The organism is Plasticicumulans acidivorans (assembly GCF_003182095.1).
In the GTDB taxonomy this organism is placed as follows: Bacteria; Pseudomonadota; Gammaproteobacteria; order Competibacterales; family Competibacteraceae; genus Plasticicumulans; species Plasticicumulans acidivorans.
This window is the reverse complement of the sequence record NZ_QGTJ01000004.1, coordinates 88,287-105,619: the sequence shown is the minus strand read 5'-3', so window position 1 is coordinate 105,619 and position 17,333 is coordinate 88,287. Positions and strand designations below refer to the sequence as shown.

The following is a 17,333-nucleotide window of genomic DNA, read 5'->3' as shown; positions in this document are numbered from 1 at the left end:
ACCGGAGCCGCCGATGAAGACGACACCCCGCCTCGCCCCGCTGTTCGCCGCCCTGCTCGCCGCCAGCCTGCTGGCGCCACCGGCGCAGGCGGCGCTGCCGTGGGCAGTCGACGGTCAGGAACTGCCGACGCTGGCGCCGATGCTCGAAAAAGCCACGCCGGCGGTGGTCAACATCAGCACCGAAAGCCGCGTGCGCGTGCAGCGCAACCCGCTGCTCGACGACCCGGTGTTCCGCCATTTCTTCAATATCCCCAAGCGCCAGCGCGAGCGCACCACGCAGTCGCTCGGCTCCGGCGTCATCGTCGACGCCGCCCGCGGTTACGTGCTGACCAATCACCACGTCATCGACGGGGCCGACAAGATCAGCGTCACGCTGCGCGACGGTCGCCAGCTGCAGGCCAGGCTGATCGGCTCCGATGCCGATTCCGACGTCGCCGTGATCCAGATCGAGGCGAAGAACCTCACCGCGCTGCCGCTCGCCGACTCCGACCGCCTGCGCGTTGGTGACTTCGTCGTCGCCATCGGCAATCCCTTCGGTCTCGGCCAGACGGTGACTTCCGGCATCGTCTCCGCGCTCGGCCGCAGCGGTCTCGGCATCGAGGGCTACGAGGACTTCATCCAGACCGACGCCTCGATCAATCCCGGCAATTCCGGCGGCGCGCTGGTCAACCTGCGCGGCGAGCTGGTCGGCATCAACACCGCGATCCTGGCGCCGAGCGGCGGCAACGTCGGCATCGGCTTTGCGATCCCCAGCAACATGGCCCACCAGCTGATGGAGCAGCTGGTGCGCTACGGCGCGATCCGCCGCGGCCTGCTCGGCGTCTCCACCCAGGACCTGACGCCGGAACTGGCACAGGCCTTCGCGCTGGAGCGCAGCGGCGGCGCCGTCGTCGCCCAGGTCAGCCCGCGCTCGGCGGCCGAGCGCGCCGGCATCCGCCAGGGTGATGTCATCACTGCGATCAACGACCGTCCGGTGCGCGACTCGTCCTCGCTGCGCAACAACATCGGCGTACTGCGCGCCGGTGACGCGGTGCGCGTCGAGCTGATCCGCGACGGCAAACCGCTGACGATCAGCGCCACCCTCGGCGATAACCAGGGCGGCAGCCGCAGCGCCCTGCCGGGCGGGGCATTGAACCGCCGCCTCGACGGCGCGAGCTTCACCGAACTGCCCGCCAATCATCCGCTGGCCGGGGAAATCGACGGCGTGCTGGTGGCCGGAGTCGACGCCGGCTCGGCGGCGGCACGCGGCGGCCTGCGCCCGGGCGATGTGATCGTCGCCGTCAACCGCCAGCCGGTCGGCGACCTCGACAGCCTGCGCACCGCCACCGACGGCGCCCGCTCGCTGCTGCTGCAGATCGTGCGCGGCAACGGTTCGCTGTTCCTGATGCTGCGCTGACCGCACCACCGCAGAAAGACCATAAAAAAGGCCGGGCAGCGAGCCCGGCCTGATGATACGTGCGGTGTCAGCGCTCAGGCGCTGAGCGCCTTCTCCGCCGGCAGTGCGACACCTTCCTTGACGGTCTCGTGGCCGCTCAGCAGGTGCAGGCCGGCGCGGTAGCAGGCAATCGCGGCACTGGCGTCGTTGGCGCCTTCGAGCAGCTCGCCGAGCACCTGATAGGTATCGCCCATCGGCATCAGCTTCAGGCTCTGCTCCAGATAGCCGCGGGCCTTGTCCGCCTTGCGCGCACGCACCGCCAGACGGCCGAGCGTCAGCAGCAGGTAGGGATTGTCCTTCTGCGCCGCCAGCCAGCTTTCGGCGCTCGCCAGCTGGGCGTTGGCATCGCCGCGCGCGAGCTGGCCGTAGGCGACGCACAGCGCGTTGCTCCAGTGCTGGCCGATGGCCTGCTTGAGCAGTGCCTCGGCCGGCTCGGCGGCATCGAGCTCGCGCAGCTGGCCGACGTAGTCGATCAGCAGCGACTCGTCGCTGCGCAGCGCCTTCGGCACCTCGCCCCACAGCCGCTGCAGATCGGCCAGTTTGCCCTGACGCGCACAGGCGGCCAGACGCTCGCGGTGCACCTGCAGCTGGGCGTCGCGGAAACCGTCATCGTCGAGCAGCTTGCGCTTGCGCAGCTGCGGCAGCAGGCGCAGCGCGTGTTCCCAGTCGCCGAGGCGGCTGGCGATGTCGAGCTGCAGTTCGAGCACGCGCGGCTGGTTCGGCGCCAGGATCTGCACGTCGTGCAGCACCTTGGCCGCCTGCTCGGCGTCATCGTCTTCGAGCAGCAGCTCGGCGCGGGCGATGCCGACCACGGCGACCGTGTCGCGCGGCAGTTTGGCGGCCTGCTCCAGATAGCGGTCACGACGATCCTTGGCACCCTGGCGATGCGCGGCGCGGGCGGCGCCGACCAGATACAGCGCCTGATTGTGCGTACTCAGCGCCAGCCCCTTCTGGAAGGCGGCTTCGGCGGCGGCCGGTCGGCCTTCGGCCAGCGACTTGGTGGCGGTGGCCAGCAGACGGCTGGCGCGGCGCTCGCGGCGGCGGCGGCCCAGCTCACCGAGCGTGCGCGGCATGCGCAGCAGGCGGCCGGTGTAGCGCAGCAGCTTGTAGCCGACGAAGAAGCCGAGGATGACGATCACCAGCGCTGCGGCAACCGAGGTTTCGATCGTCCACGAGCCGACGGTGACCAGCACGTAGCCGGCGTCCTGGCGCACCAGCCAGGCCAGGCCGACGGCGGAAAACAGGGCAACGACGAGACCGATCAGGATCTTCACTGCGAAGCCTCCCCGGTGACGGCGCCGGCGCGCTGCTCGTCAGTGACGGTGGCCGAGCGCACCGGCTGACGCCGCGAAAGGATCTCGCCGAAGGCCTTCACCGTGCCGTGGATGTCCGGCACGTAGGGCTTGAGCTGCACCGCGGCGAGCGCCTGCACGTCCTTGGTCAGCTGCTGCACGTCGGCGTCGGACTGATCGAAGTACTGGCCGAGCCAGGCAACCACCAGCTGCGCCGATTCCTGGTAGGCGACGGCATCGTCACGCAGCAGCGCCAGGCGCATCGCTTCGAGGTTCAGGCGCAGGTTCTGATGCAGGAAGAAGGATTCCTTCGGCGTCATCAGCGGCTGCGTGTGAGTGCGCTCGTGGCGGATGACGACGATGTCCTTGACCTGATTCCAGGCATTCTCGGCCATGCGCTCGTACCACGGCGCCTCGCCCTCCGGCACGGCGCTGTCGAGCTGCGGCTTGACGCGGGCCTTGAGGTTTTCGACCTGGATGTCGGGCTTGACGGCGAGCACGTCGACGCGGCCTTCCAGCTCGATGATGCGGTGCGCGATGCCGGCGTAGTCCGGCAGCTTGACGCCGCGCACCGTGGCGATGTTCTCGGCGAGCATCTTCTGCACGCCGGCAAAAGCCAGCTCATTGGCCGCGGCCAGCCGCTGCTCGGCCACCTGCAACGCCTCCAGCGCGCCGGCGGGGTCGGCCTCGAAATGCAGCTTGTGGTCGGCCACGCGCAGCAGGTAGCTGACTTCGGAGAGCGTCAGCGCATTGAGATCGCCCTTCGCCGCCGCCGTCTTCGCCGCTTCGACCTCGGCCAGCAGGCCGCGCTGACCGAGCACCAGACCTTCGACCTTGTCTCCCATGTCCTTGAGCTTGCCGGCCTGGGCGTCCGCAGCGCGCTGCGCCTGCGCCGCCAGCTCGCTGCGCGCGGCATCGAGTTCCGACTGCAGCTTGGCGACCGCCGACGAGGTGTCGGCCGCGCCCTTCTGCAGAGCCGCGGCGATGCGCGCGTCGATGTCGGCGACCTGCTGCTGCTGCGCCGCGCGCCCCTGGTACCACTGGTAACCGAGGAAGCCCGCGCCGCCGGCCGCCGCCAGCGCCACCAGCAGCGCCAGCCCGCCGAGCGCTCCGCCACCACCCGCGGCCGGCTTGGCCGGCGGCGGGGCAGCCGGTGCCGCCGGCTTCTTTGCCGCGGGCGCCGGCGGCTGCTTCGGCGGTTCCTTGTCGGGTTGGGCTTGATCGCGCGTCTTATCCGTCATGACGGGTCCTCTGGTGCGGTTTGGAGTATCGGCCGCGGCGCCGGCGCGCCACTCGACGAGCGCCGCGACGACTGCAGCGTCGGCCGCCCCCGTAGCGATGATGGGGGGATGATGAAAACCGAGTTTGACGGCCAGCTCGGCGCCTCGCGGGCTGACCACGAGCAGCCGGGTCGAGAGCAGGGATTCTCGCCCCGCCTTGCCGAGCAGTTCAAAGAGATTCGTCAGACTGGCGTTGCTGGTGGTGGTGATGACATCGATCTGCCCGGCTTCGAGCCGCGCCCGCACCGGGGCGAGGTGGGCATCCGGCGGCAGCGCACGGCGATAGCTCTCGGCCAGCATCACCCGCGCACCGCGCTCGGTGAGCGTCTCGGCGAGCAGTTCACGGCCGCCTTCGCCGTGCACGATCAGGATCTGCTGATCGTCGACGTCCTGCAGCGCCGGCAGGCCGAGCAGCGCCTCGCTGCGTTCGTCGTCGGCCGGCGGCTGCAGGTCGACCGGTACACCGATGCTCTGCAGCGCCCGCGCCGTCGCCGCACCGACCGCCACCACCCGCACCCCCTGCGGCCAGCCGCCGAGCGCGGCCAGCGGATCGGCGATGCCGTACACGGCATTGGCGCTGGTGAAGATCGCCAGCTCGCAGCCGGGCAGCGCGGCGAGCGCTTCTTCGAGGCGCTCAGGCGAACGCGGCGGCAGGATCGCCAGCGTCGGGAAGCGCAGCGCGATGCCGTCTTCGGCCTCGATCGCGGCGACCAGTCCCTCGGCCTGCGCCTCGGGGCGGGTCACCAGAATGTGCAGTCCTGCCAGCGGTCCGGCCATTGCGCGCCTCAGTTCCGGTTGCCGAAAACGCGGGCGAGAATCGCGTCCGCACCGCGTGCCAGCAGCTCCTCGGCCAGCTGCACGCCGAGCGCCTCGGCCTCGCTGGCGGCACCGCGCCGCTCGCCGCAGATGACGCGGCTGCCGTCCGGCTCGCCGACCAGGCCGCGCAGCCACAGGGCATCACCGTCGAGGATCGCGTGGCCGCCGATCGGCACCTGGCAGCCCCCCTGCAGGCGGGTGTTCAGCGCCCGTTCGGCGCGCAGCCGGGTATGCGTCGCGGCGTCGTCGAGGACATCGATCAGCGCCCGCACGCGGGTATCGCCGCTGCGGCATTCGATGCCGATCGCGCCCTGACCGATCGCCGGCAGGCTTTCTTCCGGGCTCAGCACGCAGCGGATGCGCGCAGCAAAGCCGAGCCGCTTGAGGCCGGCGGCGGCAAGGATCACCGCGTCGAACTCACCGCTGTCGAGCTTCGCCAGCCGCGAATTGACGTTGCCGCGCAGACTGCCGATGAGCAGATGCGGATAACGCGCGGCGAGCTGGCACTGGCGGCGCAGGCTGGAAGTGCCGACGCGGGCGCCGGGCGGCAGCTCTGAGGGATGGGCGTAGCGGGTACTGACGAAGGCATCGTGCGGGTCCTCGCGTTCGAGGATCACCGGCAGGCACAGGCCGTCGGGGAAGTCGACCGGCACGTCCTTCATCGAGTGCACGGCGATATCGGCCCGCCCGTCGATCATCGCCAGTTCGAGCTCCTTGACGAACAGGCCCTTGCCGCCGACTTTGGCCAGCGGCGCATCGAGGATGCGATCACCCTGCGTGCTGAGGCCGACCAGCTCGACCTCCAGCCCCGGATGCGCCGCGCGCAGGCGCTCGGCGACGTGTTCGGCCTGCCACAGGGCCAGGGGGCTTTTGCGGGTTGCGATGCGGAGGCGCTCGGTCATGGGTGGGGTTCGCGCAAATAGGCGGCAGGGTAAGGGATAGCCCCTGCGAAGTCATTACCCGAAGTCAAGCCGTCGCGCGGCATTCTGCAAGGTGCAGCATGGCTTTGCGCTAGACTGCGCCGCCATGTCCGCTCCGCCCCCGAAAACCGCCCCCACCGGGCTGCCCCGCTTCCAGCGCGCCTGGCTCGCGCCGCGCCACTGGGGCAGCTGGATCGTCGCCGGCCTCGCCTGGCTGCTGTATCGCGCGCCGCGCCGCTGGCGCGACCGGCTGGCCGCCACCGCGACGCCGCTGGTACAGCGCCACGCGCGCCGCCAGCGCCGCATCGCCGAGATCAACCTCGGTCTGTGCTTCCCCGAGATGCCCGCCGCCGAGCGCGATGCGCTGATCGACGCGCATTTCGCGCTCGCCGTGCGCATCACGCTCGATTACGGCCTGCTCTGGTTCGGCCGCGGCGAAGAAATCCTCGCCGCGGTGCGCAGCCACGGCGAAGAGCACATCGCCGCGGCGCAGGCCCGGGGGCAGCGCGTCATCGTGCTGGTCGCACACGCGCTGGCGCTGGACATGGGCATCTGCGCTTTCGGCGTCAGTTACCGGGCGCTCGGCCCGTACAAGGCGCTGGAGAATCCGGTCATCGACTGGCTGATCGCCCGCGCCCGCACGCGCTTTCGCGGCACCGTGTTCGAACGCGAGGAAGGCATCCGCCCGGTGGTGCGCGGTTTTCGCGACGGTCAGATCCTGGTCTACCTCGCCGACGAGGATCTCGGCCCGCAGAGCGCGGTGTTCGTGCCCTTCTTCGCCGAGCCGAAGGCGACGCTGACCACGCTCGGCCGCCTCAGCCGGCTCGGCAAGGCGGTGGTGATCCCCGCGGTCACGCGCTGGAACGCCGCCGACGGCGTCTACGACTGCTATTACTACCGGCCGCTCGCCGATTTTCCGAGCGGCGACGATGCCCTCGATGCGTGCACGATGAACGCCGCCGTCGAAGCGCTGATCCGCCCGGACCCGGCGCAGTACATGTGGACGCTGCGCCTGTTCAAGACGCGCCCGCCCGGCCAGCGCAAGCTCTACAAGAACCTGCTGGAAAAACGCGACTGATCCGACCGGAGATGCCCCGATGTCCGCTGTCCCGCTGCGCTGCGCTGCCGCTTTCGGCCTGGCCCTGCTGCTTGCCGCCTGCGCCGGCACACCAGACGCCAAACCCGGCGGCCCCGCGCTGCGCCCGCTGCTGACCGCCTACCGCGAAGCCCGCCCCGGCGTCGTCACCGGCAGCGTCAGCTACCTGCAGCGCGTCGCCCTGCCGCCCGATGCCGAACTGCAGGTGCAGCTGGTCGACGACACCCGCGCCGATGCACCGGCCGCCGTGCTCGCCGAACGCCGCTACAGCGAGCTCGGCAAACCGCCGTTCGTCTTCGAGCTGGCCACCGACCCGGCGCGCATCGACCCGCGCCATCATTATTCGGTGCGCGCCGGCATCCGCAGCGGCGGCCAGCTGCATTTCGTCAATCACCTGGTCTATCCGGCGCTGACCCGCGGCGCGCCGGCACACCTCGACCTGATCGTCGAGCCAGTGCGCTGACGTACACCGCTATAATCGCCGCCCCTGTCCTCTTCATCCCCGGCAGACCCGACCATGAGCCAAACCAACCAGCAGTGGGGCGGACGCTTCACCGAATCCACTGACGCCTTCGTGCAGGAATTCACCGCCTCGGTGCAGTTCGACCAGCGCATGTACCGCCAGGACATCGCCGGCTCGATCGCCCACGCGACGATGCTCGCCGAAGTCGGCGTGCTCTCCGCGGCCGACCGCGACGCCATCGTCGCCGGCCTGGAAGCAATCCGCGGCGAGATCGAGCGCGGCGAGTTCACCTGGTCGGTGGCACTCGAAGACGTGCACATGAACATCGAGGCGCGGCTGACCGAGCGCATCGGCCTCGCCGGCAAGCGCCTGCACACCGGACGCTCGCGCAACGACCAGGTCGCCACCGACATCCGCCTGTACATGCGCGACGCCATCGACGCCGTGCTCGCCGAGCTGCGCCGGCTGCAGGGCGGACTGGTCGAGCTCGCCGAGCGCGAAGCGGCGACCATCATGCCCGGCTTCACCCACCTGCAGGTGGCGCAGCCGGTGACCTTCGGCCATCACCTGCTGGCCTGGTTCGAGCAGCTCAAGCGCGACAGCGGCCGCTTCAGCGACTGCCGCGCGCGGCTCAACGTCTCGCCGCTCGGCGCCGCCGCGCTGGCCGGCACCACCTACCCGATCGACCGCCACCGCAGCGCCGAGCTGCTCGGCTTCAGCGCGCCGAGCGAAAACTCGCTCGACTCGGTCAGCGACCGCGACTTCGCCATCGAATTCTGCGCCGCCGGTGCGCTGCTGATGACCCACCTGTCGCGCTTCAGCGAAGAGCTGGTGCTGTGGTCGAGCGCGCAGTTCGGCTTCGTCGACATCCCCGACCGCTTCTGCACCGGCAGCTCGATCATGCCGCAGAAGAAAAACCCCGACGTGCCCGAGCTGGTGCGCGGCAAGGTCGGCCGCGTCAACGGCCACCTGATCGGCCTGCTGACGCTGATGAAGGGCCAGCCGCTGGCCTACAACAAGGACAATCAGGAAGACAAGGAACCGCTGTTCGACACCGTCGACACCGTGCTCGGCAGCCTGCGCGCCTTCGCCGACATGGTGCCGGCGCTGCGCGCCCGCCCCGAGCGCATGCGCGCCGCCGCCCAGCAGGGCTTCGCCACCGCCACCGACCTCGCCGACTACCTGGTGCGCAAGGGCGTGCCCTTCCGCGACGCCCACGAGATCGTCGGCAAGGCCGTGCGCCTCGGCGTCGACACCGGCCGCGACCTCTCGGCCATGTCGCTGGAAGAACTGCGCGGCTTCAGCGCCGCGATCGAGGCCGACGTCTTCGACTGCCTGACGCTGGAAGGCTCGGTCGCCGCCCGCAACCACTTCGGCGGCACCGCGCCGCATCAGGTGCTCACCGCCTGCGCCCGCGCCCGCGCCTGGCTCGGCCTGAGCTGAGGCAACCGCGCCGGCGGCCCGGCCGCCGGCGTGATCCAGCGCACACAATTCCCCGCCGCCCCCGCGCCGGCCCAGCCGGCGCCTGCACTAAGCTGCCCTGCGTATCGCCGGTGATCACGCCACGCAGAGGCCACGGATGTCGCGCTGGGACAAGGTCTGTCAGCTGCACCGCCTGCTCGACAGGCGTCGCCAGCCGCTCGACCGCAACACGCTCTGCAGCGAACTCGACTGCTCGCCAGCCACCCTGACCCGCCTCATCGCCACCCTGCGCGATGAATTCGGCGCCCCGATCGAAAACCTTCCCGGCGCCGGCTGGCGCTACGGCGCCGACGTGCGCGGCCGTTTCGAGCTGCCGGGTCTGTGGCTGTCCGACGACGAACTGCACGCACTGGCCCTGCTCGACCAGCTGCTCGGACAGATCGGTCCCGAACTGCTCGGCCGCGCGCTGGCACCGGTGCGTGAACGCATCGCCCAGATGAAAGCCCTGCTGCCCGATGACGGTCACGGGCTGGAGCGCCTGCGCCTGCTGCCGCAGGGCCGGCGCGAGGTGCGCGGCACCATTCTCGGCACCCTCGCCCGCGCCGTCGTCGAACGCCGCCGGCTGCACTTCGAGTACCACTCACGCGGCAAAGACGAGCACACCCAGCGCGAGGTCTCACCGCAGCGCCTCGCCTACTACCGCGACAATTGGTACCTCGACGCCTGGTGCCACAAACGCCGCAGCCTGCGCCGCTTCGCCGTCGACCGCGTGCGTCGCGTCACCCTGCGCGACAAAGCCGCCAGAATCGTCAGCCCCGACGAACTGCAACGCCACCTCAACGCCGCCTACGGCATCTTCGCCGGCCTCGCCCGCCACACTGCCATCCTGCGTTTCAGCGCCGCCCGCGCCCGCTGGGTCGCCGAAGAACTCTGGCACACCCGCCAGCACGGCCAGTGGCTGCTCGACGGCCGCTACGAACTGCACGTCCCCTACGGCGACCCGACCGAACTGCTGATGGACCTGCTGCGCCACGCCCCCGAAGTCGAGGTCGTCGCCCCGGCGGCATTGCGCGCGGCATATGTGGAGCGGCTGCAGGCGGGGCTGGGCGTGCACGAGATCACCAACGCCGAGCAGGCTGGTATTCAACACCCCGATGAAATAGCGCCCCCATGAAAGACCCGACGCCCCGGGACGCGCCCGCGCACGCCATCGAATGAGCATCCACGTTCGGGCATGCGGGGCACCGAGCGCCCGGCGCTGTACCGCCGTGCAGGAAAGCCCTTTCGTCAGCGTTTGGCTCAACACGGCAGCCCACCCCCAGGCTCAGCTTTTGAGCCTGCCACCTGCGACGCTGTGCTCTACGCCCGCGACTAGCTAGCCATCTGTGCGCTTGCCTGCACCGGGCGGGCAGGCTTGGCCCAGTTTTGATACCGGAGGTTTGCGATGGATACCGGATTAGCCGTTCTCACCCTCGATCAGCTGCAGACAGCCGTCGCGCAGGCGGCGGCGATCCGGCTGCGGCAGGCGCTGGCGCCGGCGGGCGGGCCGGGCAGCAAGGTGTTTCCGCCGACGCACGAGGGCGGGCAGTACGCCTGGGAGACACGCCGCGTCGAGGGGGCGGAGGTGCGCTGCGTGCTGCTCGACTCGGTGCAGTCGCAGGCCAACCGCTGCGAGCTGGCGCTGCTCGATGCGCTGCGTGAAGGGCGCCTGACGCTGCCGCTGATCGAGGCCGACTTCGCCGAGTTCCCGGATCTCGGCACGGTGAGCACGCTGGAAGCGCCGCACCGCATCGCCGATGCGATCTTCCGCGACTCGACGCTCGACGGCGTGCCCTTTCGCGACAGCCCGATCGGCCACGCCTTCACCGAATCGACGCTGCGCGACGCCAACGGCCTCTACCGCTGGTGCCCGACGGCGCTGGTGTTCGGCCTGTGGGATTCGACCGGCAGCGTCGGCGGCCTCGGCACCAAGTTCGCCCGGGCACTGAGCGCCGAGATCGTCGGCTACGGTGCGCAGGCCGGTGTGCACACCTCCTCGCGCATCGACCCGCTCGGCACCCGCAGCATCGATGTCTACGTCACCGCGGACGGCAGCTGGACGCTGGCGGCCAGCGAGGCCAAACAGAGCAAATCCGGGCCGGTGACCGCCAAGCCCTCGGAGTTCAATCACTCCAACATCCCGCCGACGCTGGATCTGGCCGACAGCGACCTGCCGACGGCGAAAAAGGGCACGCCGCTGCGTGGCGGCGTCAGCCTCGATCGCGCCGAGCTGTGCGCGGTGCTGTCGCTGCCGGGCCTGCGCAAGCTGCGCTTTCCGCAGGAGGACGGCCGCCCCGACGGTGCGCGCAATGCCGCGGCGCGCACGGTGCTCGCCGCGCTGGCGCTGGCGGCGCTGGCGCTGCAGCGCGAGCAGGGCTTCGACCTGCGCTCGCGCTGCCTGCTGATCCCGCAGGGCGCGGCGGCCTACGAGCTGATCGCCGCCGATGGCAGCAACACGCCGTTCACGCTCACCGCCGATGCCGCCTGTGCGCTGCTCGCCGCCGCCTGCCGTGCGGCCGAGCGCTGCGGTCTGGAATGGCCCGGCGCGCCGGTGCGGCTGCAACCGCAGAGCAAGCTGCTGGAGCTGGTGCGCCGCAGCCGCGCCGCCACCGGCACCGAGGACTGAGAGGCAGGAGGCCACCATGCTCGCGCTCGAAGTCGAGTACCTGATGGGTCGTGTGCTGGCGACGGCGCGCGATGAGCGCAGTGCGGCGGAATGGCCGCCGCACCCGGCGCGACTGTTCGCGGCGCTGCTGGCGACGCTGCACGAAGCCGATCTGAGCGCTGCCGAGCAGGCCGCTGGCCGTGCCGCGCTCACCTGGCTGGAGACGCTGGCGCCGCCGGCGCTGGCGCTCGATCCGCCGCTCGCCGAGGCGCAGCAGGCGCGCAGCGCGCTGGCCTGCTGGGTGCCGGTGAATCCGACGCCGGCCGAAGTCAGCGACGTGCGCAACACGCCGCGCGCCTTCATCGAAGGCATCCGCCTGCCGCGCAAGCGCGCCGAGCGCCACTTCCCGAGCTACGCCCCGAGCGAGCCGAGCGTGACCTTCATCTGGCAGGCCGACGCCGAGGCCATCGCCCGCCACGCGCCGGCGCTCGACCGCCTGGCGCGGGCGCTGGTCTGCCTCGGCCATTCGGCGAGCCCGGTGCGCGCCCGGCTGCTCGATGCAGCACCGCCGGCGCAGCTGCTGCCGAGCGAACGCGGCGAACTGGCACTGCGCGTGCCCGGACCGGGGCGGCTGGCGCGGCTCGAAGCCTGCCACGCCCGCGGCCTCGAACTCGGCCGCCGCATCGAAGCGCCGCCGGGACGCATGCAAGCCTACGCGGTACCGGCGCCGGCGGCGGACACGCTCGCCCGCAGCGGCTACCGCATCGCCGCGATCTACCGCCGCAGCAACCGGGAGGCCGCGCTGCCGGCCGAGGGCCTGCCGCTGCTGGTGCAGACGGTGCGCAACAACCTGCTGCGGCTGGCCCCGCAGCCAGTGCCGGTGCTGGTCAGCGGCCACGAGGCCGACGGCGCGCCGACGCGGGCGATGCACCTGGCGATCGCGGCGCTGCCGCGCGTCGGCGATGCCCACGCCGACGGCGCGCCGCTCGGCTTCGCCGTGCTGCGCCCCGCCGAACTCGCCACCGAAGAACACGCCCTGCTCGCCGAGCTGCTCGATGCGCTCGCCGCCACCCCGCTGACGCTCGGCCGTCATGGCGTCTGGCAGCTGCAGCGGCTGGGGGCCGCCGAGCTGGCGCAGGCGGCGCGCACGCTGCAGCCGCAGACCTGGAGCGGGCCGGCGCAGCGCTGGGCCTCGGTGACGCCGCTGGTGTTCGGCCACCATCCGCGCCCCGGCCGCCCGCACCGCGATGCGCTGGCGATCATCAGCCGCCACTGCCGCGACCTCGGCCTGCCGCCGCCGCTGAGCGTCGCCTACGGCCCGCTCAGCCTGCTGCGCGGCGCAGCGCCGGCCGCCGCGCTGGCGCAGGGCGCACTGGCCGCGCGCTGGCACGGGCAGTTCATCGCCCATGCCGTCATCGACTTCGCCGAGCCGGTCGCCGGACCGCTGCTGCTCGGCGCCGGCCGCCACTTCGGGCTCGGCCTGATGCGCCCGCTGACGCCCCGGAGGCCGGCATGAACGCCCCTGCCCTGCCGGCGCTGTGCGCCGCCGACTTCGCCGACGACTTCCGCGCGGTGCACGGCGACAGCCCCTTCCCCATGCGCCCACGGGCGCCCCGGAGGCCGGCATGAACGCCCCCGCCCTGCCGGCGCTGTGCGCTGCCGACTTCGCCGACGACTTCCGTGCGGTGCACGGCGGCAGCCCCTTCCCCATGCGCCCGCGGGCGCCCCGGAGGCCGGCATGAACGCCCCCGCCCTGCCGGCGCTGTGCGCTGCCGACTTCGCCGACGACTTCCGCGCGGTGCACGGCGACAGCCCCTTCCCCATGCGCCCGCGGGCGCCCCGGAGGCCGGCATGAACGCCCCTGCCCTGCCGGCGCTGAGCGCCGCCGACTTCGCCGACTACTTCCGCGCGGTGCACGGCGACAGCCCCTTCCCCTGGCAGCAGGCGCTGCTCGAACGTCTGGCGTGCGGCGCCGGCTGGCCGGCGGCGCTCGATCTGCCGACCGCGGCCGGCAAGACCGCCGCGCTCGACGCCGCGCTGTTCCATCTGGCCCTCGAAGCCAGCCTGCCGCGCGAGGCACGGCGTGCGCCGCTGCGCATCGCGCTGGTGGTCGACCGCCGCCTGGTGGTCGATGGCGCCTGCGAACGGGCCCGACGCATCGCCGCCGCCCTGCAGCAGGCCGAGTGCGATACCGCGGCCGCGCCGGTGCTGCAGGCCGTCGCCGCCCGCCTGCGCGCACTGGCCGCCAGCGCCCGCGGCGACGGGCCGGTACTCGCCGTCGAGCGCCTGCGCGGTGGCGTGCCGCGTGAAAACGCCTGGGCCGAATCGCCGCTGCAACCGCTGCTGCTGCTCGCCACCGTCGACCAGCTCGGCTCGCGGCTGCTGTTCCGCGGCTACGGCCTGAGCGAGTACGCGCAGCCGCTGCACGCCGGCCTGCTCGGCGAGGACACGCTGATCCTGCTCGACGAGGCGCACCTGTCGCAGCCCTTCCTCGACACCGTGCGCGCGGTCGGCCGCTACGCCGGCGGCGACTGGCGGCAGACGCCGCCGCTGCGGCCGCTGCAGATCGTGCCGCTCAGCGCCACGCAGCAGCACGTCGCCGGCGCGCTGCTGCTGAGCGCGGCCGACCGGGATACGCCGGTGCTGGCCCGCCGCCTGCGCGCCGCCAAGCCCGCCGAGCTGCTCGAATGCAAGGCCGAGCAGCTGATCGAGCGCCTCACCGACGGCGCCCGCCGCCTGCTCGCGCAGTGCACGCCGGCGGCACACGATCTGTTCACCCCGGGCGCGCCGCACGAGCCGGTGATCGGCATCGTCGTCAACCGCATCGCCACCGCCCGCGCCGTACACGCGCGGCTGCGCGCCGAGGCCGACACCGATGCGCTGCTGCTGATCGGCCGCATGCGCCCGCTCGATCGCGAGGCACTGATCGCGCAGGCGCTGCCGCGCATGCGCGCCGGCCGCGCCGAAGGCGACAACCCGCGTGCGCTGTACGTGGTGGCGACGCAGACCGTCGAGGTCGGTGCCGATCTCGACTTCGACGCGCTGCTGACACAGTCGGCGCCGCTGGATGCGCTGCGCCAGCGCTTCGGCCGCCTCAACCGCCTCGGCACGCGCGCCGGCGCGCCGGCGGCGATCGTGCATGTGCGCGATGCCGACAAGGACGACCCGGTCTACGGCGGCGCGATCACCGCCTGCTGGCAGTGGCTGGGCACAGTCGCCGTGCCGCCGCCGAAAAAGCGCGGCCGCGGCCAGCCGGCGGCGGCCGCCAGCGTCGACTTCGGCATCGATGCGCTCGACGCGCGGCTGCGCGAAAGCGCGGCGGCAGACACCTGCTTCAGCCCGCGTCGGCAGGCGCCGGTGCTGCTGCCAATGCACGTCGACCTGCTCGCCCGCACCAGCCCGCCGCCGGCGCTCTCGCCCGAGCCGGCCCTGTGGCTGCACGGGCCGCAGGCGGCGCCGGCCGAGGTGCAGCTGATCTGGCGCGCCGAGCTGCCGACCGATGTCGACGGTGCGATCGAGGACGACGACGAGCGTGCCCTCGACACCGTCCGCGCCGCGCTCACCGCGCTGCCGCCGTCCTCGCTCGAAGCGCTGTCGCTGCCGATCTGGCAACTGCGCGCCTGGCTGGCCCAGGCCGAGACGCTGGACGAAGGCGCCGACATCGAAGGCGAACGCGCCCCCGACGAGCCGCCGCAGCGCAGCCGCGCCGTGCTGCGCTGGGACGGCAGCGATGCCCGCCTGATCAGCAGCGCGCAGATCCGCCCCGGCGACACGCTGATCGTGCCGACGCGCTGGGGCGGGCTGGATGCGCAGGCCGGCTGGGCGTGGAACCCGGCGGCGCGCAGCGAAGTGCCGGACCGCGCCGAAGCCGCCAGCGCCATCGGCCGCCAGCGCGCCGTGCTGCGCCTGAGCGCCGCCTGCATCGAGCACTGGCGGCTCGACGCCGGGGCCGCGCCGGCGACCGTGAATGAGGCCATCGCTGCGGCGCGCCAGCAGCTCGACGCCCTGTTCAGCGACGCCGCCGACGCACCGCCGGAAGCCGGCGCGCTGTGCGCCACCCTGCAGGCGATCGACGGCCTGCCGGCGGCGGTGCAGGCGACGCTGGCCGCGCTCGCTCAGCACGGTGCGCGGCTGCTGCGCTACGGCCGCGACGGCCGCGCGCTGATCCAGCAGCGACCGGCGCGGGTCGCAGCCGATGACGGTGACGAGTCCTCGCTGACGCTGCGCGTCGGCCTGGAGGCGCACTGCCGCGGCGTCGGTGCACAGGCGCGGGCCTTCGCTCGCGCGCTCGGCCTGCCGCCGGCGCTGGTCGACGATCTCGGCCTGGCCGGCGACAGCCACGACCTCGGCAAAGCCGATCCGCGCTTTCAGGCCTGGCTGTACGGCGGCACGCGGCCGGCCGGCGCGGCGCTGCTGGCCAAATCCGGCCTCGACGCCCGCGACCGCTTCGCGCTGACGCTGGCCCGTGCGCAGGCCGGCTACCCGCGCGGCGCGCGCCATGAATGTGCCTCGGTGCAGCTGCTGCGCGCCCACCCGCAGCTGCTCGCCACGGCGCACGACACCGAGCTGGTCGAGTACCTGGTCGGCACGCATCACGGCCGCGGCCGACCGTTCATGCCGCTGGTCGACGATGCCGGCGCGGCAACGCTCGATGCCCGCTTCAGCGTGTTCGGCCAACCGCTGCGCCTGCGCGGCGGGCACGGCCTGCAGCGGCTCGACGCCGGCTGGGCCGAGCGCTTCGCCAGCCTGCAGCGCCGCTACGGCTGGTGGGGCCTGGCCTACCTCGAAACCCTGCTGCGCCTCGCCGACCACCGCCGCTCGGCCGAAGAACAGCGCCAAGGAGGCAACGATGCCTGACGCCACCCACCCCGCCGCGCCGGCCGCCATCGCACTGAGCGGCCTGATCGGCAGCCACCCGCTCGGCGCCCTCGCCGCCTTCGGCCTGCTGCGCTGGAGCGCGGACATCCCGGCGCTGCGCGGCGCGCGGCTGCACTGGGAGCAGCAGGACGACTGGGTCGCGGTGCTGACGCCGCCGACGCCGCTGACACCCGAAGCGCTGTGCCAATTGCTGCTCGATGCCCACGCCAGCGGCGGCTGGGTGCACCTCGACGGCCCGCCGACGCTGCGCATGCCGGCGGCCGAATTCCGCGAACGCTGCCTGAACGATGCACTGTCCGCCCGCCCCGCCGCGCGCTTCGCCGCGGATTTCGACGCCGCCTGCGGCTGCGAGGTGATCGCCGACGACAAGGGCCGGCTGACGCCGACGCGGCTGCACATGACCTCGGGCCAGCAGCAGTTTCGCGGCGCGCTCGCCGATCTGGCCGCCTCGCTGGTCGTCGACAGCCGCCCGCGCGGCCGCCAGACGCCGGCGGCGCTGCTCGACGCCGCCCGCGAGGCGCTGTTCGGCCCGTGGAGCTACCCCGACGCCGAGCACGCCCTCGGCTGGGACCCGGACGCCGAACGCCTGCACGCCCTGCGGCCGCTGGCGCCGACCGCCGACAACGCCAACAAGAGCGTGCGCTTCGCCGTCTGGCTGGCGCACCGGGCGCTGGCGCTGCTGCCGGCGCTGGCGCAGGGCACGCGCCTGCAGACCAGCGCCTTCGTCGTCGAAGCCCGCCGCGCCCAGTACCGGCTGCGCTGGCCGCTGTGGGAGACCGCCCTCGGCCTCGACAGCCTCGCCGCGCTGCTCACCTGCCGCGAGCTGACCGGCGACGGCAGCACCATCGCCCGCCTGCACGCACGCGGCGTGGTCGCCGTCTACGAATCCACCCGCCACGAATTCGGCCAGGGCTACGCCGTCCTGCGCCCCGCCCGCCTGATCCCGCCAGGGCCTGACGAGCGCCCCGCAGCAGCGCCGGAGGTGATGATTTTCTAAGCCAAAACCGCCGACGCCCGCTCCGCCCCCAAGAGGGAGAGGAGCAACACGGACAAGGTCACGCCGCCAGCGGCCGTCCCTCGCGGAGCA

Annotated in this window: 12 protein-coding genes; 9 read left to right on the top strand and 3 right to left on the bottom strand. The window is 72.5% G+C overall.

The genetic code is table 11. The features are described from left to right. The first annotated feature begins 13 nt into the window (after window positions 1-13). Window positions 14-1,396, top strand: coding sequence for a DegQ family serine endoprotease (locus tag C7443_RS08275; protein ID WP_110018129.1), 1,383 nt, complete (start codon window positions 14-16; stop codon window positions 1,394-1,396). Between the two features lie 74 nt (window positions 1,397-1,470). On the opposite strand, the gene C7443_RS08270 is transcribed toward C7443_RS08275, so the two are convergent. The 3 genes from C7443_RS08270 to hemC are packed head-to-tail and all read right to left on the bottom strand — an operon-like array spanning window position 1,471 to window position 5,725. Then, window positions 1,471-2,709 (bottom strand): heme biosynthesis HemY N-terminal domain-containing protein, encoded by a 1,239-nt coding sequence (locus C7443_RS08270; protein WP_110018128.1) that lies wholly within the window; start codon window positions 2,707-2,709, stop codon window positions 1,471-1,473. Beyond that, window positions 2,706-4,784 (bottom strand): uroporphyrinogen-III C-methyltransferase, encoded by a 2,079-nt coding sequence (locus C7443_RS08265; protein ID WP_110018127.1) that lies wholly within the window; start codon window positions 4,782-4,784, stop codon window positions 2,706-2,708. The genes C7443_RS08270 and C7443_RS08265 overlap by 4 nt, the downstream gene beginning before the upstream one ends. A gap of 8 nt (window positions 4,785-4,792) precedes the next feature. Next, window positions 4,793-5,725, bottom strand: coding sequence for a hydroxymethylbilane synthase (hemC, locus tag C7443_RS08260; RefSeq protein WP_110018126.1), 933 nt, complete (start codon window positions 5,723-5,725; stop codon window positions 4,793-4,795). Window positions 5,726-5,849: 124 nt separating this feature from the next. Here hemC and C7443_RS08255 point away from each other — a divergent pair, with 124 nt between their 5' ends. The 8 genes from C7443_RS08255 to C7443_RS08220 all read left to right on the top strand — a co-directional run bounded on the left by C7443_RS08255 (window position 5,850) and on the right by C7443_RS08220 (window position 17,243). Then, entirely contained in the window at window positions 5,850-6,821 is a 972-nt protein-coding gene (locus C7443_RS08255) for an LpxL/LpxP family acyltransferase (protein ID WP_110018125.1), read from the top strand. A gap of 19 nt (window positions 6,822-6,840) precedes the next feature. Further along, complete coding sequence (locus C7443_RS08250; RefSeq protein ID WP_110018124.1) at window positions 6,841-7,302, top strand: YbaY family lipoprotein; 462 nt, start codon at window positions 6,841-6,843, stop codon at window positions 7,300-7,302. A 54-nt stretch (window positions 7,303-7,356) separates the two neighbouring features. Next, entirely contained in the window at window positions 7,357-8,745 is a 1,389-nt protein-coding gene (gene argH, locus C7443_RS08245) for an argininosuccinate lyase (RefSeq protein WP_110018123.1), read from the top strand. A 136-nt stretch (window positions 8,746-8,881) separates the two neighbouring features. Next, the gene (locus C7443_RS08240) at window positions 8,882-9,898 is read left to right on the top strand and encodes a helix-turn-helix transcriptional regulator (protein WP_110018122.1); all 1,017 of its coding nucleotides are present in this window, start codon (window positions 8,882-8,884) and stop codon (window positions 9,896-9,898) included. A 270-nt stretch (window positions 9,899-10,168) separates the two neighbouring features. Continuing rightward, window positions 10,169-11,389: a type I-G CRISPR-associated RAMP protein Csb1/Cas7g gene (cas7g, locus tag C7443_RS08235; protein WP_110018121.1), complete on the top strand. Its 1,221-nt coding sequence runs from the start codon at window positions 10,169-10,171 to the stop codon at window positions 11,387-11,389. Between the two features lie 16 nt (window positions 11,390-11,405). After that, the gene (csb2, locus tag C7443_RS08230; RefSeq protein WP_110018120.1) at window positions 11,406-12,884 is read left to right on the top strand and encodes a type I-G CRISPR-associated protein Csb2; all 1,479 of its coding nucleotides are present in this window, start codon (window positions 11,406-11,408) and stop codon (window positions 12,882-12,884) included. 335 nt (window positions 12,885-13,219) lie between these two features. After that, on the top strand, window positions 13,220-16,225 hold the full coding sequence (cas3g, locus tag C7443_RS08225) for a type I-G CRISPR-associated helicase/endonuclease Cas3g (RefSeq protein WP_110018119.1): 3,006 nt from the start codon (window positions 13,220-13,222) through the stop codon (window positions 16,223-16,225). Next, entirely contained in the window at window positions 16,218-17,243 is a 1,026-nt protein-coding gene (locus C7443_RS08220; RefSeq protein ID WP_110018118.1) for a type I-G CRISPR-associated protein, Cas3-extension family, read from the top strand. The genes cas3g and C7443_RS08220 overlap by 8 nt, the downstream gene beginning before the upstream one ends. The last annotated feature ends 90 nt before the right edge of the window (window positions 17,244-17,333 follow it).

Bases quoted from the DNA above. Each gene is read 5' to 3' on its own strand.
- C7443_RS08275 (WP_110018129.1), top strand. From the start codon at position 14: ATGAAGACGACACCCCGCCTCGCCCCGCTGTTCGCCGCCCTGCTCGCC.
- C7443_RS08265 (WP_110018127.1), bottom strand. From the start codon at position 4,784: ATGGCCGGACCGCTGGCAGGACTGCACATTCTGGTGACCCGCCCCGAG.
- hemC (WP_110018126.1), bottom strand. From the start codon at position 5,725: ATGACCGAGCGCCTCCGCATCGCAACCCGCAAAAGCCCCCTGGCCCTG.
- C7443_RS08255 (WP_110018125.1), top strand. From the start codon at position 5,850: ATGTCCGCTCCGCCCCCGAAAACCGCCCCCACCGGGCTGCCCCGCTTC.
- C7443_RS08250 (WP_110018124.1), top strand. From the start codon at position 6,841: ATGTCCGCTGTCCCGCTGCGCTGCGCTGCCGCTTTCGGCCTGGCCCTG.
- argH (WP_110018123.1), top strand. From the start codon at position 7,357: ATGAGCCAAACCAACCAGCAGTGGGGCGGACGCTTCACCGAATCCACT.
- C7443_RS08240 (WP_110018122.1), top strand. From the start codon at position 8,882: ATGTCGCGCTGGGACAAGGTCTGTCAGCTGCACCGCCTGCTCGACAGG.
- cas7g (WP_110018121.1), top strand. From the start codon at position 10,169: ATGGATACCGGATTAGCCGTTCTCACCCTCGATCAGCTGCAGACAGCC.
- csb2 (WP_110018120.1), top strand. From the start codon at position 11,406: ATGCTCGCGCTCGAAGTCGAGTACCTGATGGGTCGTGTGCTGGCGACG.
- cas3g (WP_110018119.1), top strand. From the start codon at position 13,220: ATGAACGCCCCTGCCCTGCCGGCGCTGAGCGCCGCCGACTTCGCCGAC.
- C7443_RS08220 (WP_110018118.1), top strand. From the start codon at position 16,218: ATGCCTGACGCCACCCACCCCGCCGCGCCGGCCGCCATCGCACTGAGC.